The sequence below is a fragment of the Sorangium sp. So ce726 genome (assembly GCF_051521405.1).
GTDB lineage: Bacteria > Myxococcota_A > Polyangia > Polyangiales > Polyangiaceae > Sorangium.
Genome location: NZ_CP150349.1, coordinates 5,882,472 through 5,900,419 on the forward strand (window position 1 = coordinate 5,882,472; position 17,948 = coordinate 5,900,419).

Here is a 17,948-nt window from a genome sequence, read left to right on the forward strand (position 1 = left end):
CGATGACAATCGGCGACCTAGAAGAATTCCCCCCTTCGATCCTCTCCTGGATCCAGCGCCATGCCAAATTCAGCCGCTCGTGGGACGAGCTCCTGCTGCGCAGGTCCCTTGAAGAACGCGGCGTGCCTTGCTCCGAGCTCCTCGTTACCTGGGAGCGCGCTCTTCATGCACTCGGCGAGGGAGGATCCCAGAGCTCCCCTTATCTGCTCGAGCTGGCAGACACGTGCTTCGGGACCGTGGCCACGGGCGCCGCGCAGGCGACGCTTCCCGGAGACGGCCGGACGGTCGTGATTGTAGGCCGGTTCGTCGGGGGCGGCGCGCTCGGGATGGACGAGCGCGGAAGACTCTTCAGCATCCGCGGAGACATGTGGATTCTTCTAGCCGAGCACCCGGCCATCTACCTGGCTAGGCTCGCGCTCGCTGGTATGGCTGAGGAAGACCAGCGATTGCACGTCGTCCTCTTGGAACGCGAGAAAATCGAGCCGCTGGCGGAGCGACTCGGCGTCGTCGGGATCGCCGCGGCGAGCGATGAGCTTCAACGCTTCTGGCAATCGGGCGCGCTCCTTCTCTACGAGGGTGATCTAGACGCCCCCTCTGCCTCGGCAGTGCACGCTCTCGCACGCCTATCCGATGCCAAGCGCGTCATTGATGCGTGTTGCGCGCTCGGCCTCTCGGGCGCCCTCGTACATGGCCCGCAGGCGCCGACGATCGCCCCGCTCGTGCGCGAGCCGGACGGATGCCCTCATTCCAGCTGGTTTCGCTACCGGCCACGCTTCGGTCGTGGCGACGGCTGGGTGGCCTGGGTCGACGGCAGCGATCCGGCTGCGGTCGAAGAAGTCTGCACCATCGATGGATATCGGATAAGCGAGATGGAATGGCCGAGCGGGCGCGCCGTCGAGCACGTAGCGCCTTGGGTCGAAGGTCTGCCAGGTGAGGACAAGGCACGGCTCCTCCGGCTTGGCTTTCGGCGCGATCTGCGGCGCACGTGCCATGTCGAGGAGCTCGACGCGCTCCTCGCGCGCCATGGGCTACCGTCGACTCCGATGGTGCGCACGCTCGAGCTCCGGCTCGGAGGGCTCCGATGCCCCCTGCGCGAAGGAGCCGCGTCGCTGTCCTTCGGTGCATTCCAGCTGCTCGCATTCGAGAGAGAGGCCCAGGACCACGCGCTATGGGCAAAGGACAGCACCACGCTCGACAATGGCACCGAATGGCCGCGCGTACGCTTCCACGGCGCGCCGCTCGTGCCCGTCGGCAGCGACGTCGAAGCGACGATCTACATGAACTCCGAGGGCGCCCTCCTTCGGCACGACTGGATACTGGACGATGTGGACATGCTGGACGAGACCCCGATGGACTACCTCCATCGCAGACTTCTCTCGCTCGAGTCAGCGTGACGACGTCAGAACGCCGCCGTCACCGTCGCCCCCAGGTTCAGCATCGTCCCGTCGGCCCGGTAATCCCCCACGAAATCCGCCGGATTGTCCTTCTCGATCACCACCTCCGGCAGCACAGACAGCTGCCCGTGCAGGTCGATCCGGAGCGACCCTGGCAGCTCCTCCAGCGGCCGGTTCAGGACGACGCCCGCCCCCAGCGACATCGTGTGCCGGTCCGCGTCGATGTAATTCGTCACGCCCTCCTGCGGCGGCACCGGGGACCTCTCGTAGACGTAGCCCGCGCGGAGCGGGATCTCGATCGCGCGGCGCTCCCCCTGCCCGGCCACCTTGCGCAGGCCCCCCGCCGCCGGGACGACGTACTCGACGCCCAGCCTCGGCACGAACCGATCCCCGAACCGGAGCGGCGCCACGGCCGTGGGCCTCGGATCGTCGGGCAGGTCGATCGGCACCTCCGGCGGAGGCGCCGCCTCGAGGTGCGCCCGCGTCCTCGCCACCGGGCTCTCGTAGGCTGACCAGTTCACCCACGTCACGTCCAGGTTCACGCGGAGGCCTCGGATCCGCTGGAAGCTCGCCCCCACGACGACCTGCTGCGGCAGGAACGCATCGACGGTGCGCGACTCGAGCTCGTACAGGAGCGGCACCTCGATGCCCGCGAAGTCCACGACCCCCTGCAAGCGCGCGTCGATCGCGAGGGGGAGCTTCGCCTCCCCACGGTAGGCGATGCCCACGAAGCCGAGATCTCCGACGCGCACCCGGGCGCCGAGGTGCGGATAGCGGATCGACGTGAGATCCGCGTCCACCTCGTGCCGGAGCGCCGAGTCGTACGGGGACAGCGCGTCAGCGCGGCCCGTGACCGCGAAGCGGCCCCGCGTCGAGGCCAGGAACGCGACGCCGCCGCCGAGCTCCAGGAACGGGAGCGGGCGGACCGCCACGCTCGCGGCGAGGAAGAGGATCGAGAGCCGGTCGTCGTAGAGCTCCCAGCGCGGCGTCTCCTGGCGGATCGCCTTGATCCGCGACAGCCCGTCGTCCGGGAGGAACGTCGCCAGGCCGAGCGCGAACGGCACGCCGAACACCTCGCCGGGCGCGACCAGGCCGCCCGCGAGCCCGTGGACGTCGCGCGCGCCGCTGTCGCGCCCGTTCGTGCGCAGGCGGTTCGACGCGTAGCCGTACCCGATCGAGAGGCCGAGGCCCGTCGCGCCGCAGAGGCCCGCCGGGTTGTAGTAGCTCGCCGAGAAATCGGTCGCGTCCGCCACGAGCGCGCCGCCCATCGCGGCGCCGCGCGAGCCGAATCCGTACGCGTCGGGCGCGTGCGCGCGCGCTCGACCCGCGGCGGCGAGCGAGAGCAGCGCGGCCGCGGCGCAGGGGAGCCGGCGCATCAGAACACCACCCCGAGCGTCGTCCCGCCCGCGACGAGGACGCCCCGCGTGCGCACAAGGCCAGCGCCGCCCTCCTCCGCGTCCGCCGCTCCCTCCTCCCGCTTCCGGTGCGCGCGCGGCAGGAGCAGCTGGACCTGGCCGAACAGGTCCAGCGTCAGCCGCGGCAGCGGCGCGGAGAGCGCGAGCCCGTAGCCGATCGAGAGCGCGACGCGCGCGTTGTCGTAGACGTTCGACGCGCCCGTCTGCTCGGGCGCAGGCGACGGCTCGAAGAACGCGCCCGCGCGCGCGTGCGCCGTGGCCCCCCGCGCCAGCGCGAGGCTGCGCTCCACGCCAGCGCGCGGCACGACCGTGTCCGAGTACCCCGGGTCCGCGGGCACCGGCGCCGCGCACGAGCCGGCGAACGGCTCGCCCGTCTCTGGGTCGACCTCCGGGCAGCGCACCGTCGCCTCGAGCGCTCCGGGGTAGTCCGACCAGCGCTTGTACGTCGCGCCGATCGCCACCTTCCACGGCCCCTTCACGCGCGCCACCTCGAGCGCGATCTGCGCTGGATCGTACTGCGCGATCCCCGCGATGTGGAGCGGCGGCACGGCGATCCCCCCGAGATCCTCGGCGTGGATGACGACGTTGAACCGCCCGACGAGCTCGCCGCGGAACGTGGCCCCAACGCGGTAGGCGCCGACGTCGTAGCTCGCGCCGAGGATCGGCCCGTAGCTCGCGACGAGCGTGTCCTCGACGAGGGTGCCCACGCGGCCGGAGGCGTCGGTCGCCACCGTCACCGCGCCGGACAGCGCTGCCAGCGCGGCGAAGCCGGCGCCCACCCGGACGCCGCGCCCTACCCGCGCGCCGAGCGCCGCCTGCACCGCGACCGACTGGGTGCGATCCGCCAGCGGGAACTGCGGCGTCTCCGGGTAGAGGATCCGCCCGCGGACCACCACATCGAACGGCGCGAAGAAGCCGAGGCCGATCGTCACGCGATCCGCGAGCGCGCCGCCGAACGGGATCGGCACCGTCGCGCCGATCACGCTGCCGCGCAGCGGCGCGTAGGACAGCCGCAGGTCCCCGGCGCGGAGGTCGAAGATCGCGCCCGTGAGCCCCAGCGTGAGCCGGCGCTCGCGCGACAGCGACAGGAGCGCCGGGTTCGCGTGGACGGCCTCGTAGCCCTCCGCGGCCGCGGCGCCGGTCGCGCCCATGGCGCTCGATCGCGCGCCGAAGCCGAGCACGTCCTCCGGTGACGCCTGCGCCGCGCCGCCCTGCGCGAGGGCGAGCCCCGCCGCCAGGAGCGGCGCGAACCCGCGCCCCCTCCGGCGGATCCGGCGAAACATGCGCGCGCGACCGTAGACTGGGCCGCCCTGGCGCGCTAGTCGGTATCCGCCGTGGATCTCAGCCCTCGAAGCAGCCCGGACGAACGCCGCCCCCGCCTCGCGCTCCAGGCCGTGCTGCCGGAGGAGCTCGCCGGCGCGTGCGGCATCGACATCGCCGACGCGCGCCGCATCGTCTCCCTGGCGCACCGCCTCGGCGAGCTCCCCGCCCGCGCGCCCGCGACCGTCCGGCGCGCCGCGCTCGACGCGGCGCGCTCGGCGGGCGAGATCAGGACGCTCGCGCTCGTCGAGCGGCGCGCGAGCGCCGAGGATCCGTTCGTGAAGTACGCCTTCCGCCTCGAGGACGGGGCGGCGGTCGAGTCGGTGCGCATCCCGCTCGAGCGGCCGGGCCGGTACTCGGCGTGCGTGAGCTCGCAGGTCGGCTGCGCGCTCGCGTGCGCCTTCTGCGCCACCGGGCGCATGGGCCTCACGCGCAACCTGGAGGCCTGGGAGATCGTCGAGCAGGTGCGGCTCATCCGCCGCGATCTCGACGCCACGGTTGGCGGCGGCGCGCGCGTCCACGGCGTGCTGTTCCAGGGCATGGGCGAGCCGCTCGCCAACGCCGACCGGGTCATCCAGGCGATCCGGGTGCTCTCCGAGCCGAGCGCGCAGGCCATCGACATGCGCAACATCACCGTCTGTACGGCGGGGCTCCCGTCCGGCATCCGGCGGCTCGCGGCCGAGGTCCCCGCGGTCCGGCTCGGCCTGTCGCTCGGCTCGGTGCGCCCCGGCAAGCGGCGCCTGCTCATGCCGATCGACGGGGCGCACCCGCTCGAGGAGGTCCTCGCGGCCGTGGGCGAGCACGCGCGCGCGAGCGGGCACGCGCCGATGTGGGCGTACACGCTCCTCGCGGACCAGAACGACACGGACGAGGACGCGGGGTGCCTGGCCGCGCTCGCCCGCGGCTTCGCGGCGCAGCACGGCATCTCTCCCCGGCTCAGCCTCATCCCCTACAACGCGATCGGCGCGCCCGGCGATCCCCTGCCCTCGCCGGGCGGCGGCGATGAACGCGGCGCGTCGGCCGATCCGTTCGTGCGCTCGGCGCGGCTTGACGCGTTCCGTGCGGTCCTCTCCGCCGCCGGGGTAGGCTCGATCGTGCGCTACTCGGGCGGGGGCGACGTCGGCGCGGCGTGCGGTCAGCTTGCGCGGCCTTTGGCGGAGGCGCAGCGGCCGGGCGGCCGCCGGGCGCCGCCCCGCGCCGGGGCGACCGCGGGCGCAGCCGACGTCGGGCCGAGCGCGCCGCCCAGGCCAGCGTGAGCGTCGCTATGGATCCCCGCTCCCACGCGCGCTAGCTTGCGCGCGTGTTCGGCTTCAGCTTCGGCGAAATCATGGTGCTCGCCATCGTGGGCATCATCGTGGTCGGTCCCCGGCGATTGCCTGCGATGATGAGGACGGCGGGGGGCTGGGTCGCCAAGCTCCGCCGCTTGAGCACGGACCTCCGGACGCAGAGCGGCATCGACGATCTGATCCGCCAGGAGGGACTGGAGCGTGAGCTCCGCGAGCTCCGCGCCCTGTCGCGGGTCAACGTGATCGAGACGCTGGTGAACCCCGTCGTCGGCGCCGTGACCGCCGCCGGTACGGTCGCCTCGTCCACGCCGCGCGTGAGGCCACCGGATCCCGAGCCGCCGCCGCCGCCCCTCGTTCAGCCGCTCCGCGAGCGTGAGTATCCCGTCCTCGGCTGCGACGCCTACGGAGTGACGCTGGATGTGGCGCCGGACGGCGCGACCAGCCTGCCGGTCGCACCGGAGAGCGCGACCCCCACGGAGACCGCGACGGCGGCGGACGCCACGGCCGGTGTGGCCGGCGCAGACGCCACGGCCGGCGCGACGGACGCCACGGCCGGCGCGGGGTCCGCCGCGGCGACAGCGCCCGCAGCCGCAGAGACCTTTGCAGCGACAGCGACCGCAACCGCGGCGACAGCACCCGCGGCCACAGCGACCGCAACCACGGCGACAGCGCCCGCAGCCGCAGAGACCGCCGCGATGACGGCGCCCGCGGCCGCAGAGACCACCGCGGCCACAGCGACCGCAACCACGGCGACAGCGCCCGCAGCCGCAGAGACCGCCGCGACGACGGCGCCCGCGGCCGCAGAGACCGCCGCGGCGACGCACGGCGTGGTGACCGGAAACGGAGCGACGTCATGAGCCAGGAGCAGGCGGCGGCGGTGAAGAGCGGCTCCCCAGAGGCGGCGGGCGCGTCCAGCGACGCCGCGGAGGATCAGGGCGAAGACAGGCCGATGTCGTTCTGGGAGCACCTCGACGAGCTGAGAAAGCGGCTCGTCCGGAGCATCCTTGTCTTCTTCGCGGCCTGCATCGTGGGGTGGGAGGTGCGCGAGGAGCTCTTGCACTTCCTGACCGTCCCGTTCGTGCAGGCGTGGCGGGAGCAGAACCTGGCGGGCAACCCCTCGCTCCACTTCGGCGCGCCCGCGGCCGCGTTCGTCGCTTACTTCAAGCTGTCGATGATCGGCGGCGCAGCGATGGCCTCGCCGTTCATCTTCTACCAGCTGTGGGCGTTCGTCGCGCCCGGCCTCTACGCCAAAGAGAAGCGCTACGTCATCCCGTTCGTCCTGTTCTCGACGATCCTGTTCGTCGGCGGCGGCTGGTTCGGCTGGCGAGCGGCCTTCCCGATCTCGTTCGGTTACTTCCTCAGCCTGGCCGGCACCGTCGGCGGCGACGGGGTGACGATCACGCCGACCGTGATGATGGGCGACTACCTCGACTTCGTCGCCCAGCTCCTGCTCGGCTTCGGGATCATCTTCGAGATCCCGCTCATCGTGCTCTTCCTGTCCATCGCCGGCATCGTCAACTACATCCAGCTCATCCTGTTCGGCCGCTGGTTCGTGTTCGGCGCCTTCGTCCTGGCAGCCGTCCTGACGCCGCCGGACATCACGAGCCAGCTCGTCATGGCGGTGCCGATGTGCCTGCTCTACGTGCTCTCGATCGGCCTCGCGTACCTCTTCGGCAAGCCGCCGACCGACGCCCAGCGCGCGGCGTACAAGGCGCGCAAGGAGAAGGAAGTCACCAAGGGCTGACGGGCGGCGCGGCGCAGCTGGGGCCGCCTGCGCGGCGTCCTCCGCGACGGCGTGCCGCACGGCAGACCGCTGCGCTGCTCCTCCGCGCGCCGTCCTCCGCGGCGGCGCAGGTCAGGCGGCGGGCGCGGCCGCCGCGGGCGCAGCCTTCCGGCTCCGCGCCACGTGGATCGCGACCGCGGCGCCGGCCATCGCGAGCCCGATGAGCTGCGACGTGGACAGGCTGAGGAAGCCCCCGCGGTCGTCGGCGCGCACGAACTCGAGCATGAAGCGCCCGAGCGCGTAGAGGCCGAGGAATGTCGCGAAGACCTGCCCGTCGTACCGCTTCCGCCCGTGCACGTAGAGCATGCAGATCGCCGCGATGGCGAACGACATCGCCGACTCGTAGATCTGCGTCGGGTGCACCGGGTGCGACGGCAGGCGCGGGCTCGTGAGCTCGAGCAGCTTGAACTGCGCCTCGCTCGCGGGGCTGTTCGGCGGGAACGAGAGCCCGAACGCCCCTTCGGTGCGCAGGCCGAAGCAGCAGCCGGCGAGCAGGCAGCCCATCCGGCCGAACCCGAGGCCCAGCGGGACGGCGAAGCCAGCCATGTCCGCTGCCTTCCAGAACGGGAACCGATCGCGCTTGAGCAGCCAGTACGCCATCGCCGACGCGCCCAGGAAGCCGCCGTAGTACGTCAGGCCGCCGGCCCAGAACTTCGCCCACGCCAGGCAATCGCGCTCGATCGGGTGGCAGACCCCCTTCGCCGCGTCCCACACGCCGTGGTACCGCGACGCGCAGAGCGCCTGCTCGACCTTCCAGTCGACCAGCGACGGGTCCGTGCACAGGTGCACGTAATCCCAGAAGTATCCGTCGGCAACGACGTGGAGGAGCCTGCCGCCGACGACGCCCGCGAGCAGGCAGGCGAGCCCCAGGTCGACGACCACATCCGGATTCTCGCCGATCCGCCGCGCCCACAGCGCGCCGATGGCCGTCGCGAAGAGGAAGCCGGTCAGCAGCAGCAGGAAGTAGGCAGGGAACGCTACGTCGAGCAGGCGGAACAGCTCGGGCCGCATGGTCAGCCCGCGGACGCCTTCGCGCCGGACGCCTTTCCTGCGAGCTCGGGGCGGTGGGGGGAGAACATGTCGATCGCCATCAGCCCAACGCCCACGACGATCGCGATGTCCGCCACGTTGAACGTCGGCCACACGAACGTCGAGGTCAGCCGGACCTGGATGAAATCGATGACGTACCCGTAACGGATGCGGTCGACCAGGTTCCCGAGCGCACCGCCGAGCACGAGCGGCAGCCCCCACCGGAGCGCGATCTGGGAAGGGTGGAGCTTGCGGTACAGCGAGACGATGAAGACGATCGCCGCGAGCGAGACCAGCAGGAAGAACGGGCGGCGGATCGCCTCGCTCTCGTCGCCAAGGATGCCCCACGCCCCGCCGTGGTTCTTCGCGAAGATCAGGTTCAGGTGATCCTTGATCACCTCGATCTTCCGGAACGAAAGCGGCCGCGGCGCGGCGGTGAGGTCCGTGAGCGCCTGCGGCTCCAGCCGGTCCTTGGCCCACCATTTCGTGCCCAGATCGGCGGCCAGGGTGATGGCCGAGACGGCGATCAGGAACACGTACGACGGCCGGTAGGCGGGCTTCGTCGGCGCGACCACGTCGTCGGCGTCCCCCTCCTGCGAGGAGCCGCTCCCCTCGTTGTCGCGTTCGCCAGCGGAGGCGAGCGGCTCGCCGGCCGGCGCGTTCACGGGCGCGGAGCGATGCGACTCCGCATGGGCACCTTCGGTCTCAACGGCAGCGTCTCGCGGCGTCGCGTCTTCAGTCATGCGGAGCGCGTTCCTCTACGACAAACCGAGCGCTCCGGCAAAGGCTTCCCTCCGCAGGCGCCGCCGCGCGCGTCTTTCACGTCTTGCGCGTCTTACGTGACTTGCGCGCGCCGCGTCGCCCGCGTCGCGCGCCGCGCCGTCTGCTCCGGTCGAGCCGCCCGCTTGCGTCCTTCAGCTGGCCGGCGGCACAGGCGGAGGCGCTTCCGTCGATAGCGGAGGGGTGGGGTCGCCGCCTGCCGGGCCCTCCAAGGCGCCGCGAGCGTCTGGATACGGCGCGCTCGCCCTGCGGGTCGCGACGATCATGTCCTTGGACATCAGGATGACCCCCGCGACGATCGCGATGTCCGCCACGTTGAACGTCGGCCAGTGAAACTCCCGACCGCCGCGGATCACGTACACGTCGATGAAGTCGATGACCCAGCCGTAGCGGATCCGGTCGACCAGGTTGCCCATCGCGCCGCCGAGCGCCAGCGCGAGCCCCCACTTCATCCCCGTCTGGTCCCGGTGGACGCGCCGGTAGATCGAGAAGATGAAGACCATCGCCGCGGCGGAGACGAACAGGAAGAACGGCCGCCGCAGGCCGTCCGGGAGGCCGCGCAGGAAGCTCCAGGCGCCGCCGGGGTTCTGCGCGAAGATGAAATCGAGGTGGTCCGGGATGATCGTGAGGACCTTCGCGCCCGACCGCTTCGGGTCGAACCCGGTGAGGCGCGCGTGCGCCCACCCCTTCGTCACCAGGTCGGCGGCGCACGAGACGAGCGCCACGACGGCCAGGAAGCGGAGCGAGGCGCGCTCCTCGCTGGGGAGGTCGTCGGGAAGGTGCGCGGCGGGCGACGCTTGCGGTGCGTCCGAGGACATCGTCTTCGCTTCTACGCGATGGCGTGGCACGGAGCAAACAGCCTCGAGCGGAGCTATGCCCGGCGGCGGTTGTCTTCCGTTCTTCCGTTCGTCCGTCCTTTCGTTCTTCCCTCTCGCGCCTTCCGGCTCCGTCGTCCGCTCTCGCCCGCGCCTCCTCCGCCGATCCCCGCGCCGGTTCACCTCCGGTTCAAGATCACCACCGGACGCTCCGGGGCGCGCGATCGCGTCGGCGCCTTTTCCTGTCTGGGAGGATCGGCCGGGCTGGCCGGGTCGACCGCCGGCGCCCCCCTCCTTCGCAGCGCGAGGTGCACCTCGCCGTACGCCTGGAGGGCCGCGCCGCGCTGCCGCTCCGTGGCCGCCGTGCGCCCCAGCGACTCGGCCAGCTGCGCCCGGCGCCCCGCGAGGTACGCGAGATCCCTCGCCTCGGCGAGCTCGCTCCCCCCGGCGAACGCCTGCTCCGCGCGCTCCATCGCCTCGGTGGCGCCGCGCAGGTCCGCGGGCGCGAGCTCTGCCGCCGCGCTCGTCCGGGCGCGCTCGTAGCTCTTCCTCGCCTCGATGAGCTCCTTCGGCGGGAGCGGCGCGCTCGCGCACCCCAGGAGACCGCCGACGAGCAGAATGGCCACCGTCCCGTGATTGGTTCGCATGATTCTGCGCCTCCTCTCCGCGAGCCCTAGCGGAGCTGCCGCTGGATGGATCCGACCCCCTCGAGCGCCTCGTGCGTGCGGGCCTGAGCCTGCGCCTCGCGCGTGAGGACGAGCGCGAGCTCCGCGTCCGCCTGCGCGCGCAGGAGCATGCGTTGCGCCCGATCGGGCACGCCGTCGGCCGACAGCCTCGTCGCCCGCTGCACCTGCTCCCGGGCGAGGCGGAGGTGGGCTTCCGCCCGCGGGTCCTCGTCGGCTCCGACCTCCTCGGCGGCTCGAATCATCGCCTCCGACGCGCCGAGCCGCTCGCTGAAGCTTGGAGCGTACGCGGCGCACCCCGCCACCGACGCGCCGAAGAGCGTCAGGAACACTGCGTTTTTCATGTGCGACACCTCGTTGCCAGCCCCGGACGAGAGGTCGCCCGGAGAAGGCGGGTGAAAGAGCGGATGGAATCATCGACTCCGGATCTCCGTCGTCGATCGGCTCGTCCTCAGGCAACCAGCACACCAGGGCCGACGGCCTCCGGGCGCCACCTGAGCGCGCCCGCGAGAGGCGCCGCCCTGCGTCCGTCGGTGCAGAAGGAATCACGACGGCACTGAGACATCACCTCACGCGCCGTATCCGCGCTTCCCATCCGTTGCGCGCAAACGAGCCATCCGCCGAAGGGCCCGTGTGCGTCACCTGCGGTAACTGGACCACAGGAGAGCCCAGGACACCGGATCTCGTTCGAGGACGGGAGAGGCCCTCTCTCCGCTGTACGCCCGCCTGCCGCGGCGGCCCGCCGCGACCGCGTTCCGTGCCGGTCCGCCACGCCCGCCTGCCGCGCCGATCCGCCGCGCCTGCCGCGGCGGTCCTTCACCCGCGCGCCGCCCTCCGAGATCCCGGCCGCGCAGGCCAGCGCAGCGCCACGCCGGCCGACGTGTGCATCGCGCCCGATCCGGTTGAGTGACACGGCGCATCTGTTTAGTATACCTGCGTCATGCCGTCGCCCCCCTGGAAGATCGAGACCGGCGTCGAGACCGTCATCTCGTCGTGGCTTGCCTCCGGCTACGTCCGCCCTTGTTTCACCGCGGATCGTGAGCTTCCGCCGGCCGACGCGCGCACCTCACCGATGCCCGACGCGCTCTCGCCAGCGCTCCGCGGCGCCCTGGAGCGGCGCGGCATCTCCCGGCTCTACGACCACCAGGCGCGGGCCTTCGCGGCGGCCCGCGCGACGCCCGCAGGCCCGCGCGCCGCGGCGGAGCCGGCGCGGGCGGGGCGGCACGTGGTCGTCGCCACGCCCACCGCGAGCGGCAAGAGCCTCTGCTTCCATCTCCCGGTGCTCGACGCGCTCGCCGAGGGCGCCGCGTCGGGCCAGGGCGGCAGCGCGATCTACCTGTACCCCACCAAGGCGCTCGCCCGGGACCAGGAGGCCGGCCTGCACGCGCTCATCCGCGAGGCGGGGCTCACGATCCCGGCGATCGTGTACGACGGGGACACGCCGGGCGACGCCCGGCGGGCGGCGCGCGAGCGCAGCCCCATCGTGATGACCAACCCCGACATGCTCCACGCGGGGATCCTGCCGCACCACGCGCACTGGGCGCGGACGTTCCAGCGCCTGCGCTACGTCGTGCTGGACGAGCTCCATACCTACCGCGGCGTGTTCGGGTCACACGTCGCCCACGTCCTCGCCCGGCTACGCCGGGTCGCCGCGTTCCACGGTTCGAGCCCGACCTTCCTCTGCGCGACAGCGACGATCGGCAACCCGCGGGCGCACGCCGCGCGCCTGCTGGGCGTCGCCGAGGACGAGCTCGAGCTCATCGACGAGTCCGGCGCCCCGCGGGGGCCGCGGCGCTTCTTCCTGTACAACCCGCCGGTGGTGAACGCGGAGCTCGGGGTGCGCGCCAGCACCCTGAAGAGCGCGGTGCGCCTCGCCGGGGATCTCGCCCGCGCCCGCGTGCCGACGCTGGTGTTCGGCCAGTCGCGCAACTCGGTCGAGATCATGCTGAAGTACCTGCGCGAGGGCGTCGGCAGGGAGATCGGGGCGGAGGACGCGATCATGGCGTACCGCGGCGGCTACCTCCCGGAGACGCGCCGGCGGGTCGAGCGGGGGCTGCGCGAGGGCGAGATCCTGTGCGTCGTGGCCACGAACGCCCTCGAGCTCGGCATCGACATCGGCGAGCTCGACGCGGTGATCTGCGCCGGCTACCCCGGATCGGTCGCCGAGACATGGCAGCGCTTCGGCCGGGCGGGCCGGCGCGGCAAGACGAGCATCGCGGTCCTGTGCGCCACCAGCGCGGCGCTCGACCAGTACCTCGCGAGGAACCCGGGGTACCTCCTGGAGCGCGGGGCCGAGTCGGCCCGGATCGATCCTCAGAACACCGAGATCCTTGTGCAGCACCTCAAGTGCGCGGCGTTCGAGCTGCCGTTCCTCAAGGGGGAGCCCTACGCGGCGATGCCGCCGGACGACACCGTGGCGGCGCTGCGCTTCCTGCAGGACAACGGGGTCGTGCACGAGTCGAACGATCGCTTCCACTGGGCGACCGACGCGTATCCGGCGAACCACGTGAGCCTGCGCTCGGTGGGCTGGGACAACTTCGTCATCATCGACAAGGCCCTTGGCAAGACGCTCGCGGAGCTCGACTGGCGCGCGGCGCCGACGATGCTCCACGAACAGGCCATCTACCAGCACGACGGCGAGCAGTACCAGGTCGAGCGGCTCGATTACGAGAACCACAAAGCCTTCGTGACGAAGGTCGTCCCCGACTATTTCACGACCGCGCTCACCCACCGGAAGGTGAGCATCCTCGACGAGAGCGCGGCCGCCCCGCTCGGCCGGGCGACCGCCGCGTTCGGCGAGGTGAGCATCGTGGAGAAGGTGGTCGGTTACAAGAAGATCAAGTTCTACACGCACGAGAACACGGGATATGGCGACGTGCGGTTGCCCGACATCCAGATGCACACGACCTCGTTCTGGCTCACCGTGCCCGAGCCGCTCTGCGAGGAGCTCGGCCTCGGCCGCGCGACCGCCATCGACGGCCTGCGCGGGATCGCGCGGGCGCTGGAGACGGTCGCGACGCTCTCGCTCATGTGCGATCCGCGCGACATCGGCCAGACGCTCGAGGACGGGAGCGAGGCGCGGGAGGCCCCGGCCGGCGGAGAGGGCGCCGGGGTCTTCGATCCGACGCTGTTCCTGTTCGACAACGTGCCTGGCGGCGTCGGGCTCTCCGAGCGCATCTACGAGCAGCGCGACGAGCTCCTCGCGCGCACGCGGCAGCTCATCACCGGGTGCCGCTGCGACGAGGCCGGCTGTCCGCTCTGCGTCGGCGCCACGGAGACCATCGACGCCAAGCGCAAGCGCGCGGCGCTCGGGCTCCTCGCGATCTTGCTCCACCAGGCGTGAGCTCGGCGGCGGTCGCCCTGGCGGGTGCTAACTCCGCTTCGCAGCGAAGCCGGCCGCGCGCAGCATGTCCTGAGCGGACGTGTACCAGACCCACGCAGATCCAGCGACATCCACCTCGCTCTGCGCCCCCTGGCCCCTGCCGTGCTCGGGATGGACGCGCGTCGTGGACGTGTCGCCGCCGCCCGATCTGGCGATCGTGACAGCCATGTTTCAGCGTAGAGGGGAACACCACGAGTCGATTTGTGCAATCGACCGCAGCATCTCTGAGATCGAATGCTGTCGCCCCTTTACCCCGCCCCTCGGTGCAATCTAGAGTCGGGGCACCGTGGAGAGCGCGCCATCGAGGGGGGTAGTTCTGGGGCGTTACGCCATTGGACCGCGGATGGCGCGCGGCGGGATGGGCGAGGTGTTTCGCGCGGTCGCGCTCGGGCCGGACGGCGAGGAGGTCCCGGTCGCCATCAAGCGAATCGTCCCGATGCACGCCGGCAGCGACGATCTCAGGCAGCTCTTCATCGCCGAGGCGAGCATGATGACCCGCCTCAAGCACCCCAACATCGATGAGGTGCTCGACTTCGGCGTCGACGAAGCGGGCGACTTCTACCTTGTGCTCGAGCTCGTGTCCGGGACGGATCTCGGGCGACTCTGCAAGGGGCTCTGGGCGCGCGGGGAGTCCGTGCCGGTGCCGATCGCGCTCTTCGTCGCCGCCCAGGTGCTCGAGGGGCTGGGCTACGCGCACGAGCGCTCGGCCGCCGAGGGGCGGCTGATGGTGCACCGCGACGTGAGCCCTGGAAACGTGCTCATCTCGCTGAGCGGCGTCGTGAAGATCGCGGACTTCGGCGTGGCGATCGCCACGCGGGGCGACGTGGGGGACGCCGCCAGGCGCGACCTGGTCGGGAAGCCGAGCTACATGCCGCCCGAGCAGTTCGATGGCGAGCGCGTCGACGCGCGCGCCGACCTGTTCGCCCTCGGGGTGGTCCTCTTTCAGATGCTCACCGGGACGCGGCCCTTCGCCGGCAGCAGCGCCGCCACGCGGATGGCGGCGGCGCGCGAGGGGCAGATGATGCGGGCGAGCGAGCTGCGCCCCGAGGTGAGCCCCGCGCTGGAGGCGATCCTCACGCGCGCGCTCGCACCGCGCCGGGACGACCGCTTCGCCGACGCGCGCGCGATGCTGGAGGCGATCGAGGCGCTGCGCGAGGCAGGCCACGAGATCGGCACGCCGGAGGACCTCGGGGCGCTCGTGACCGCGGCGCTGAAGGAGTCGCCGGAGTCGCGTCCGCCGGGCCCCCACACGCCCGAGCTCCCCGAGGACGAAGACGACCTGGAGGGGGGCGAGCTGACGCGCGCCGACGCGGACAGCCCCTTCACCCTGCGCGCGACGCGGCGCCCCGGCCCATCGTCGCAGGTGCCCGGCGCCGACGCCGAGGCGCTCGATGCGCTCGATGCCATCGACGCGGCGCTCCCGGCGCCGTCGAGCGCCCCGGTGAGCGGCGGGTTCCACGCCGTGGCGCCGGCGTCCGGCGAGGAGAGCGCGATCGATCCGCTCCTGGCGTCGAGCCTGAGGGGGGCGGTCTCCTTGGCGCCGAGGCCGCGCGACGAGGCGCGGCCGCCGTCCTCGGCGCCGGGCGCGGTCCTCCCGCCGGCCGGGGCGACGCGGCAGCGCCTGCTCGCGGGGGCGATCGCCTGCGCCGCGCTGGCGGGGATCGCGATCGCCAGCGTGCGCGTCAGCCGCGACGGACCGAGCGCGGCCTCCCCCGCGGCCGTGCAGCGCACCGTTCGGGCAGTGCAGCCGCAGATCGCCGCCGCCGTGCATGCCGCGCTGTTGCCCTTGCGAAGAGCTCCTTCCCCTGCGAACCCCGCCGAGGGCGCTGCGCCGGCCGCGGTCTCCGCCCCCGCCACCGCGCCGGCCACGGTCTCCGCCCCCGCCACCGCGCCGGCCGCGAACACCCCGTGAGCCACCTCGCTTGCGGCGCTCGGTCCGCTCGGTTAGCAGCGCGGCATGCGACGCCCTCACGTTCTCCTCGCCCTCGCCCTGACCGCGCTCGCCGGCTGTAGCGCCGCGCCGCCCGCAGCTCCGCCGCCTCCGACGGCTGCACCTCCGGCTCAGCCCGACGCGCCGCCCGCTGCGACGGCCCCCGCCCCGGCCGACGCGGCCGCCTCGGCGCCGTCGCAGGTCACCTCGGTCGAGGTGCCTGCTGCCGTGCGCGCCGTCATCGACGCCGCCGATCGCGCGGACGCCGACCGGGCGCTCGATGCCGGCCGTAAGCCTGCGGAGATGCTCGCATTTTTCGGCATCCAGCCGGGGATGAAGGTCGCGGAGCTCGCGGCGGGGGGCGGCTACTCGGCCGAGCTCCTGGCGCGGGCGGTCGGGCCGGGAGGGGTCGTCTATGCGCAGAACAACCGCTTCGTCCTCGAGCGCTTCGCCGAGAAGCCGTGGAGCGAGCGGCTCAAGAAGCCCGTGATGAAGCCGGTGGTCCGGGTCGATCGCGAGCTCACCGACCCGTTGCCGCCCGAGGCGCGGGATCTCGACGCCGTGTTCCTCGTGCTCTTCTACCACGACACCGTGTGGATGGAGGCGGACCGGGCCGCGATGAACCGCGCGGTCTTCCGCGCGCTCAAGCCCGGCGGCGTGTTCGCGATCGTCGATCATGCCGGGCGCGCTGGGACGGGCGTCACCGAGGTGAAGACGCTCCACCGCATCGAGGAGAAGATCGTGCGCGAGGAGATCGAGCAGGCCGGCTTCCGGCTCGCGGCCGAGGCGACCTTCCTCCGGAGCGCCGCGGACACGCGCGACTGGAACGCCTCGCCGATGGTGGCAGGCGACAAGCGGGGCACGAGCGACCGCTTCGTCCTGAAGTTCGTCAAGCCCGGGGGCTGAGCCGCCGCGGCGGCCGGGCTCATCGCTGGCAGCGGGTGGGCGGCGACGGCGCACGCCGTCCGCCATCGGAGCCGCCCCTCGGGGCGTGGGCGGCGCTCACCCGTCGGAGCGAACGCAGCGCGCGAGCCGCCGATCGCGGACCGTGTGGTCCTGCGATGCGCCGTTCGTGAAGTTGACGAGGACGGCCTTCTCCGCGCTGCCGATGGCGGGCGTCGACGACCAGAAGACGTCGGACGGCGTCCCCGGGAAGGCCTCGAGGTCGATCGCCGGCCCGGACCGCCGATCATCGACGATCGAGAGCAGCTCCTTCGCGCTCGGCAGCCGCCAGTCGCTCTTCGCGGCGAGGTCGAGCTCTTCGCAGTGCGCGAGCGCGTCGCTCCAGATGAACCGGGTCTGGGAGGCGTGGCGCTGCCAGACGAGCCCCGTCGAGCGATCGAGCACCCAGTCCTCGCCGAGCGAGAGATCTGCCGGCGCGATCCCCTTCACGCCTCCGACGCACAGCGCCCGGGCGCCGGCCGTGTCGTCCTTCGGGAAGAAGCCGAGGGACGCATCGCTGGCCAGCACACCCCAGGCGAACGAGCTGTCTGCGGCGACGTCGGTCGCGGACCAGTAAAAACTGTCCTGGGTGGACGTGAAGAAGATGTCGGGGAACGCCGTGGTGTGGCCGAAATCCACGATGGAGACGAGCTCGATCCGCGTCGGCAGGCGCCAGTCCGACAGGCCGCCTATGCCCTGAGCGCTGAGCGCCGCGCAGTGCTCCTGCGCGCCGACCAGCGTGAACATCCCGTTCTCCGCCACCTTTTCCCAGGTGAGCCCGGTCACCGAGTCTTCCACAGCGCCGTCGGCTTCTGTGTAGGAGGGGACGGCGATCTCGTAGTTCCCGTCCTGTCCGAAGAAGGGCGCCGAAGGCCCTGGGCACGCCTCCAGCACGGTGGTCCCGTTCGAGCAGCGCGTCGTCGGCGAGTCCGGCCATGTCACCGGCACGGGCGGCGGCCCTCCGCCACCGCCCGTCCCTCCCCCGGCGCCCCCGCCGCCGATCGGCTCGCTGCCGCCGCCGCCGATCGGTTCGCTGCCGCCACCGCCGGTCGAGCCCACGGTGCCGCTGCCGATCTGAAATGGCTCTCCGATGCATCCGGCGAGCGTGACGAACTCCACGAGCAACGCGGCCAACAGCCAGGTGAAGCGAAGGGCGTGAGGGGTCTCGTTCGGCATGGGCAAGCGGCGG

Annotated in this window: 16 protein-coding genes; 7 read left to right on the forward strand and 9 right to left on the reverse strand. The window is 72.4% G+C overall.

Annotation, left to right across the window (positions count from 1 at the left end):
* Positions 1 to 2 precede the first annotated feature (2 nt).
* Complete coding sequence (locus WME79_RS21955; protein ID WP_437538623.1) at positions 3 to 1,394, forward strand: hypothetical protein; 1,392 nt, start codon at positions 3 to 5, stop codon at positions 1,392 to 1,394.
* A 5-nt stretch (positions 1,395 to 1,399) separates the two neighbouring features.
* On the opposite strand, the gene WME79_RS21960 is transcribed toward WME79_RS21955, so the two are convergent.
* Positions 1,400 to 2,770: an OmpP1/FadL family transporter gene (locus WME79_RS21960; RefSeq protein ID WP_437538625.1), complete on the reverse strand. Its 1,371-nt coding sequence runs from the start codon at positions 2,768 to 2,770 to the stop codon at positions 1,400 to 1,402.
* Positions 2,770 to 4,092 carry an OmpP1/FadL family transporter gene (locus tag WME79_RS21965; protein WP_437538627.1) on the reverse strand — a complete coding sequence of 441 codons (1,323 nt, stop codon included), beginning with the start codon at positions 4,090 to 4,092 and terminating at the stop codon, positions 2,770 to 2,772. The genes WME79_RS21960 and WME79_RS21965 overlap by 1 nt, the downstream gene beginning before the upstream one ends.
* Positions 4,093 to 4,143: 51 nt before the next feature.
* Here WME79_RS21965 and rlmN point away from each other — a divergent pair, with 51 nt between their 5' ends.
* Genes rlmN through tatC form a run of 3 tightly spaced genes read left to right on the forward strand, consistent with a single transcriptional unit; the run spans position 4,144 to position 7,159 of the window.
* Positions 4,144 to 5,385 carry a 23S rRNA (adenine(2503)-C(2))-methyltransferase RlmN gene (rlmN, locus tag WME79_RS21970; RefSeq protein ID WP_437538629.1) on the forward strand — a complete coding sequence of 414 codons (1,242 nt, stop codon included), beginning with the start codon at positions 4,144 to 4,146 and terminating at the stop codon, positions 5,383 to 5,385.
* 44 nt (positions 5,386 to 5,429) lie between these two features.
* Entirely contained in the window at positions 5,430 to 6,272 is an 843-nt protein-coding gene (gene tatB / locus WME79_RS21975; RefSeq protein WP_437538631.1) for a Sec-independent protein translocase protein TatB, read from the forward strand.
* On the forward strand, positions 6,269 to 7,159 hold the full coding sequence (gene tatC / locus WME79_RS21980; protein ID WP_437538633.1) for a twin-arginine translocase subunit TatC: 891 nt from the start codon (positions 6,269 to 6,271) through the stop codon (positions 7,157 to 7,159). The genes tatB and tatC overlap by 4 nt, the downstream gene beginning before the upstream one ends.
* A gap of 111 nt (positions 7,160 to 7,270) precedes the next feature.
* Here the strand turns inward: tatC and WME79_RS21985 are convergent, their stop codons facing one another.
* The 5 genes from WME79_RS21985 to WME79_RS22005 all read right to left on the reverse strand — a co-directional run bounded on the left by WME79_RS21985 (position 7,271) and on the right by WME79_RS22005 (position 10,849).
* A complete protein-coding gene (locus WME79_RS21985; protein WP_437538635.1) occupies positions 7,271 to 8,209 on the reverse strand; it encodes a prolipoprotein diacylglyceryl transferase in 939 nt (312 codons plus the stop codon).
* A 2-nt stretch (positions 8,210 to 8,211) separates the two neighbouring features.
* The gene (gene lspA, locus WME79_RS21990; RefSeq protein ID WP_437538637.1) at positions 8,212 to 8,892 is read right to left on the reverse strand and encodes a signal peptidase II; all 681 of its coding nucleotides are present in this window, start codon (positions 8,890 to 8,892) and stop codon (positions 8,212 to 8,214) included.
* Positions 8,893 to 9,141: 249 nt separating this feature from the next.
* Complete coding sequence (lspA, locus tag WME79_RS21995; RefSeq protein WP_437538639.1) at positions 9,142 to 9,825, reverse strand: signal peptidase II; 684 nt, start codon at positions 9,823 to 9,825, stop codon at positions 9,142 to 9,144.
* Between the two features lie 176 nt (positions 9,826 to 10,001).
* A complete protein-coding gene (locus WME79_RS22000) occupies positions 10,002 to 10,469 on the reverse strand; it encodes a DUF4398 domain-containing protein (protein WP_437538641.1) in 468 nt (155 codons plus the stop codon).
* A 26-nt stretch (positions 10,470 to 10,495) separates the two neighbouring features.
* A complete protein-coding gene (locus WME79_RS22005) occupies positions 10,496 to 10,849 on the reverse strand; it encodes a DUF4398 domain-containing protein (protein ID WP_437538643.1) in 354 nt (117 codons plus the stop codon).
* A gap of 596 nt (positions 10,850 to 11,445) precedes the next feature.
* Between WME79_RS22005 and WME79_RS22010 the strand changes: the two genes are divergently transcribed.
* Complete coding sequence (locus tag WME79_RS22010; protein ID WP_437538645.1) at positions 11,446 to 13,848, forward strand: DEAD/DEAH box helicase; 2,403 nt, start codon at positions 11,446 to 11,448, stop codon at positions 13,846 to 13,848.
* Between the two features lie 27 nt (positions 13,849 to 13,875).
* Here the strand turns inward: WME79_RS22010 and WME79_RS22015 are convergent, their stop codons facing one another.
* Entirely contained in the window at positions 13,876 to 14,055 is a 180-nt protein-coding gene (locus tag WME79_RS22015; RefSeq protein ID WP_437538647.1) for a hypothetical protein, read from the reverse strand.
* Between the two features lie 175 nt (positions 14,056 to 14,230).
* Here WME79_RS22015 and WME79_RS22020 point away from each other — a divergent pair, with 175 nt between their 5' ends.
* Positions 14,231 to 15,799, forward strand: a complete 1,569-nt coding sequence (locus WME79_RS22020) for a protein kinase domain-containing protein (RefSeq protein WP_437538649.1) — start codon at positions 14,231 to 14,233, stop codon at positions 15,797 to 15,799.
* 45 nt (positions 15,800 to 15,844) lie between these two features.
* Entirely contained in the window at positions 15,845 to 16,723 is an 879-nt protein-coding gene (locus tag WME79_RS22025) for a class I SAM-dependent methyltransferase (RefSeq protein WP_437538651.1), read from the forward strand.
* Positions 16,724 to 16,819: 96 nt separating this feature from the next.
* On the opposite strand, the gene WME79_RS22030 is transcribed toward WME79_RS22025, so the two are convergent.
* The gene (locus WME79_RS22030; protein WP_437538653.1) at positions 16,820 to 17,935 is read right to left on the reverse strand and encodes a DUF1566 domain-containing protein; all 1,116 of its coding nucleotides are present in this window, start codon (positions 17,933 to 17,935) and stop codon (positions 16,820 to 16,822) included.
* Between the last annotated feature and the right edge of the window lie 13 nt (positions 17,936 to 17,948).

Bases quoted from the DNA above. Each gene is read 5' to 3' on its own strand.
- WME79_RS21955 (WP_437538623.1), top strand. From the start codon at position 3: ATGACAATCGGCGACCTAGAAGAATTCCCCCCTTCGATCCTCTCCTGG.
- WME79_RS21960 (WP_437538625.1), bottom strand. From the start codon at position 2,770: ATGCGCCGGCTCCCCTGCGCCGCGGCCGCGCTGCTCTCGCTCGCCGCC.
- WME79_RS21965 (WP_437538627.1), bottom strand. From the start codon at position 4,092: ATGTTTCGCCGGATCCGCCGGAGGGGGCGCGGGTTCGCGCCGCTCCTG.
- tatC (WP_437538633.1), top strand. From the start codon at position 6,269: ATGAGCCAGGAGCAGGCGGCGGCGGTGAAGAGCGGCTCCCCAGAGGCG.
- WME79_RS21985 (WP_437538635.1), bottom strand. From the start codon at position 8,209: ATGCGGCCCGAGCTGTTCCGCCTGCTCGACGTAGCGTTCCCTGCCTAC.
- lspA (WP_437538639.1), bottom strand. From the start codon at position 9,825: ATGTCCTCGGACGCACCGCAAGCGTCGCCCGCCGCGCACCTTCCCGAC.
- WME79_RS22000 (WP_437538641.1), bottom strand. From the start codon at position 10,469: ATGCGAACCAATCACGGGACGGTGGCCATTCTGCTCGTCGGCGGTCTC.
- WME79_RS22005 (WP_437538643.1), bottom strand. From the start codon at position 10,849: ATGAAAAACGCAGTGTTCCTGACGCTCTTCGGCGCGTCGGTGGCGGGG.
- WME79_RS22010 (WP_437538645.1), top strand. From the start codon at position 11,446: ATGCCGTCGCCCCCCTGGAAGATCGAGACCGGCGTCGAGACCGTCATC.
- WME79_RS22015 (WP_437538647.1), bottom strand. From the start codon at position 14,055: ATGGCTGTCACGATCGCCAGATCGGGCGGCGGCGACACGTCCACGACG.
- WME79_RS22020 (WP_437538649.1), top strand. From the start codon at position 14,231: ATGGCGCGCGGCGGGATGGGCGAGGTGTTTCGCGCGGTCGCGCTCGGG.
- WME79_RS22025 (WP_437538651.1), top strand. From the start codon at position 15,845: ATGCGACGCCCTCACGTTCTCCTCGCCCTCGCCCTGACCGCGCTCGCC.
- WME79_RS22030 (WP_437538653.1), bottom strand. From the start codon at position 17,935: ATGCCGAACGAGACCCCTCACGCCCTTCGCTTCACCTGGCTGTTGGCC.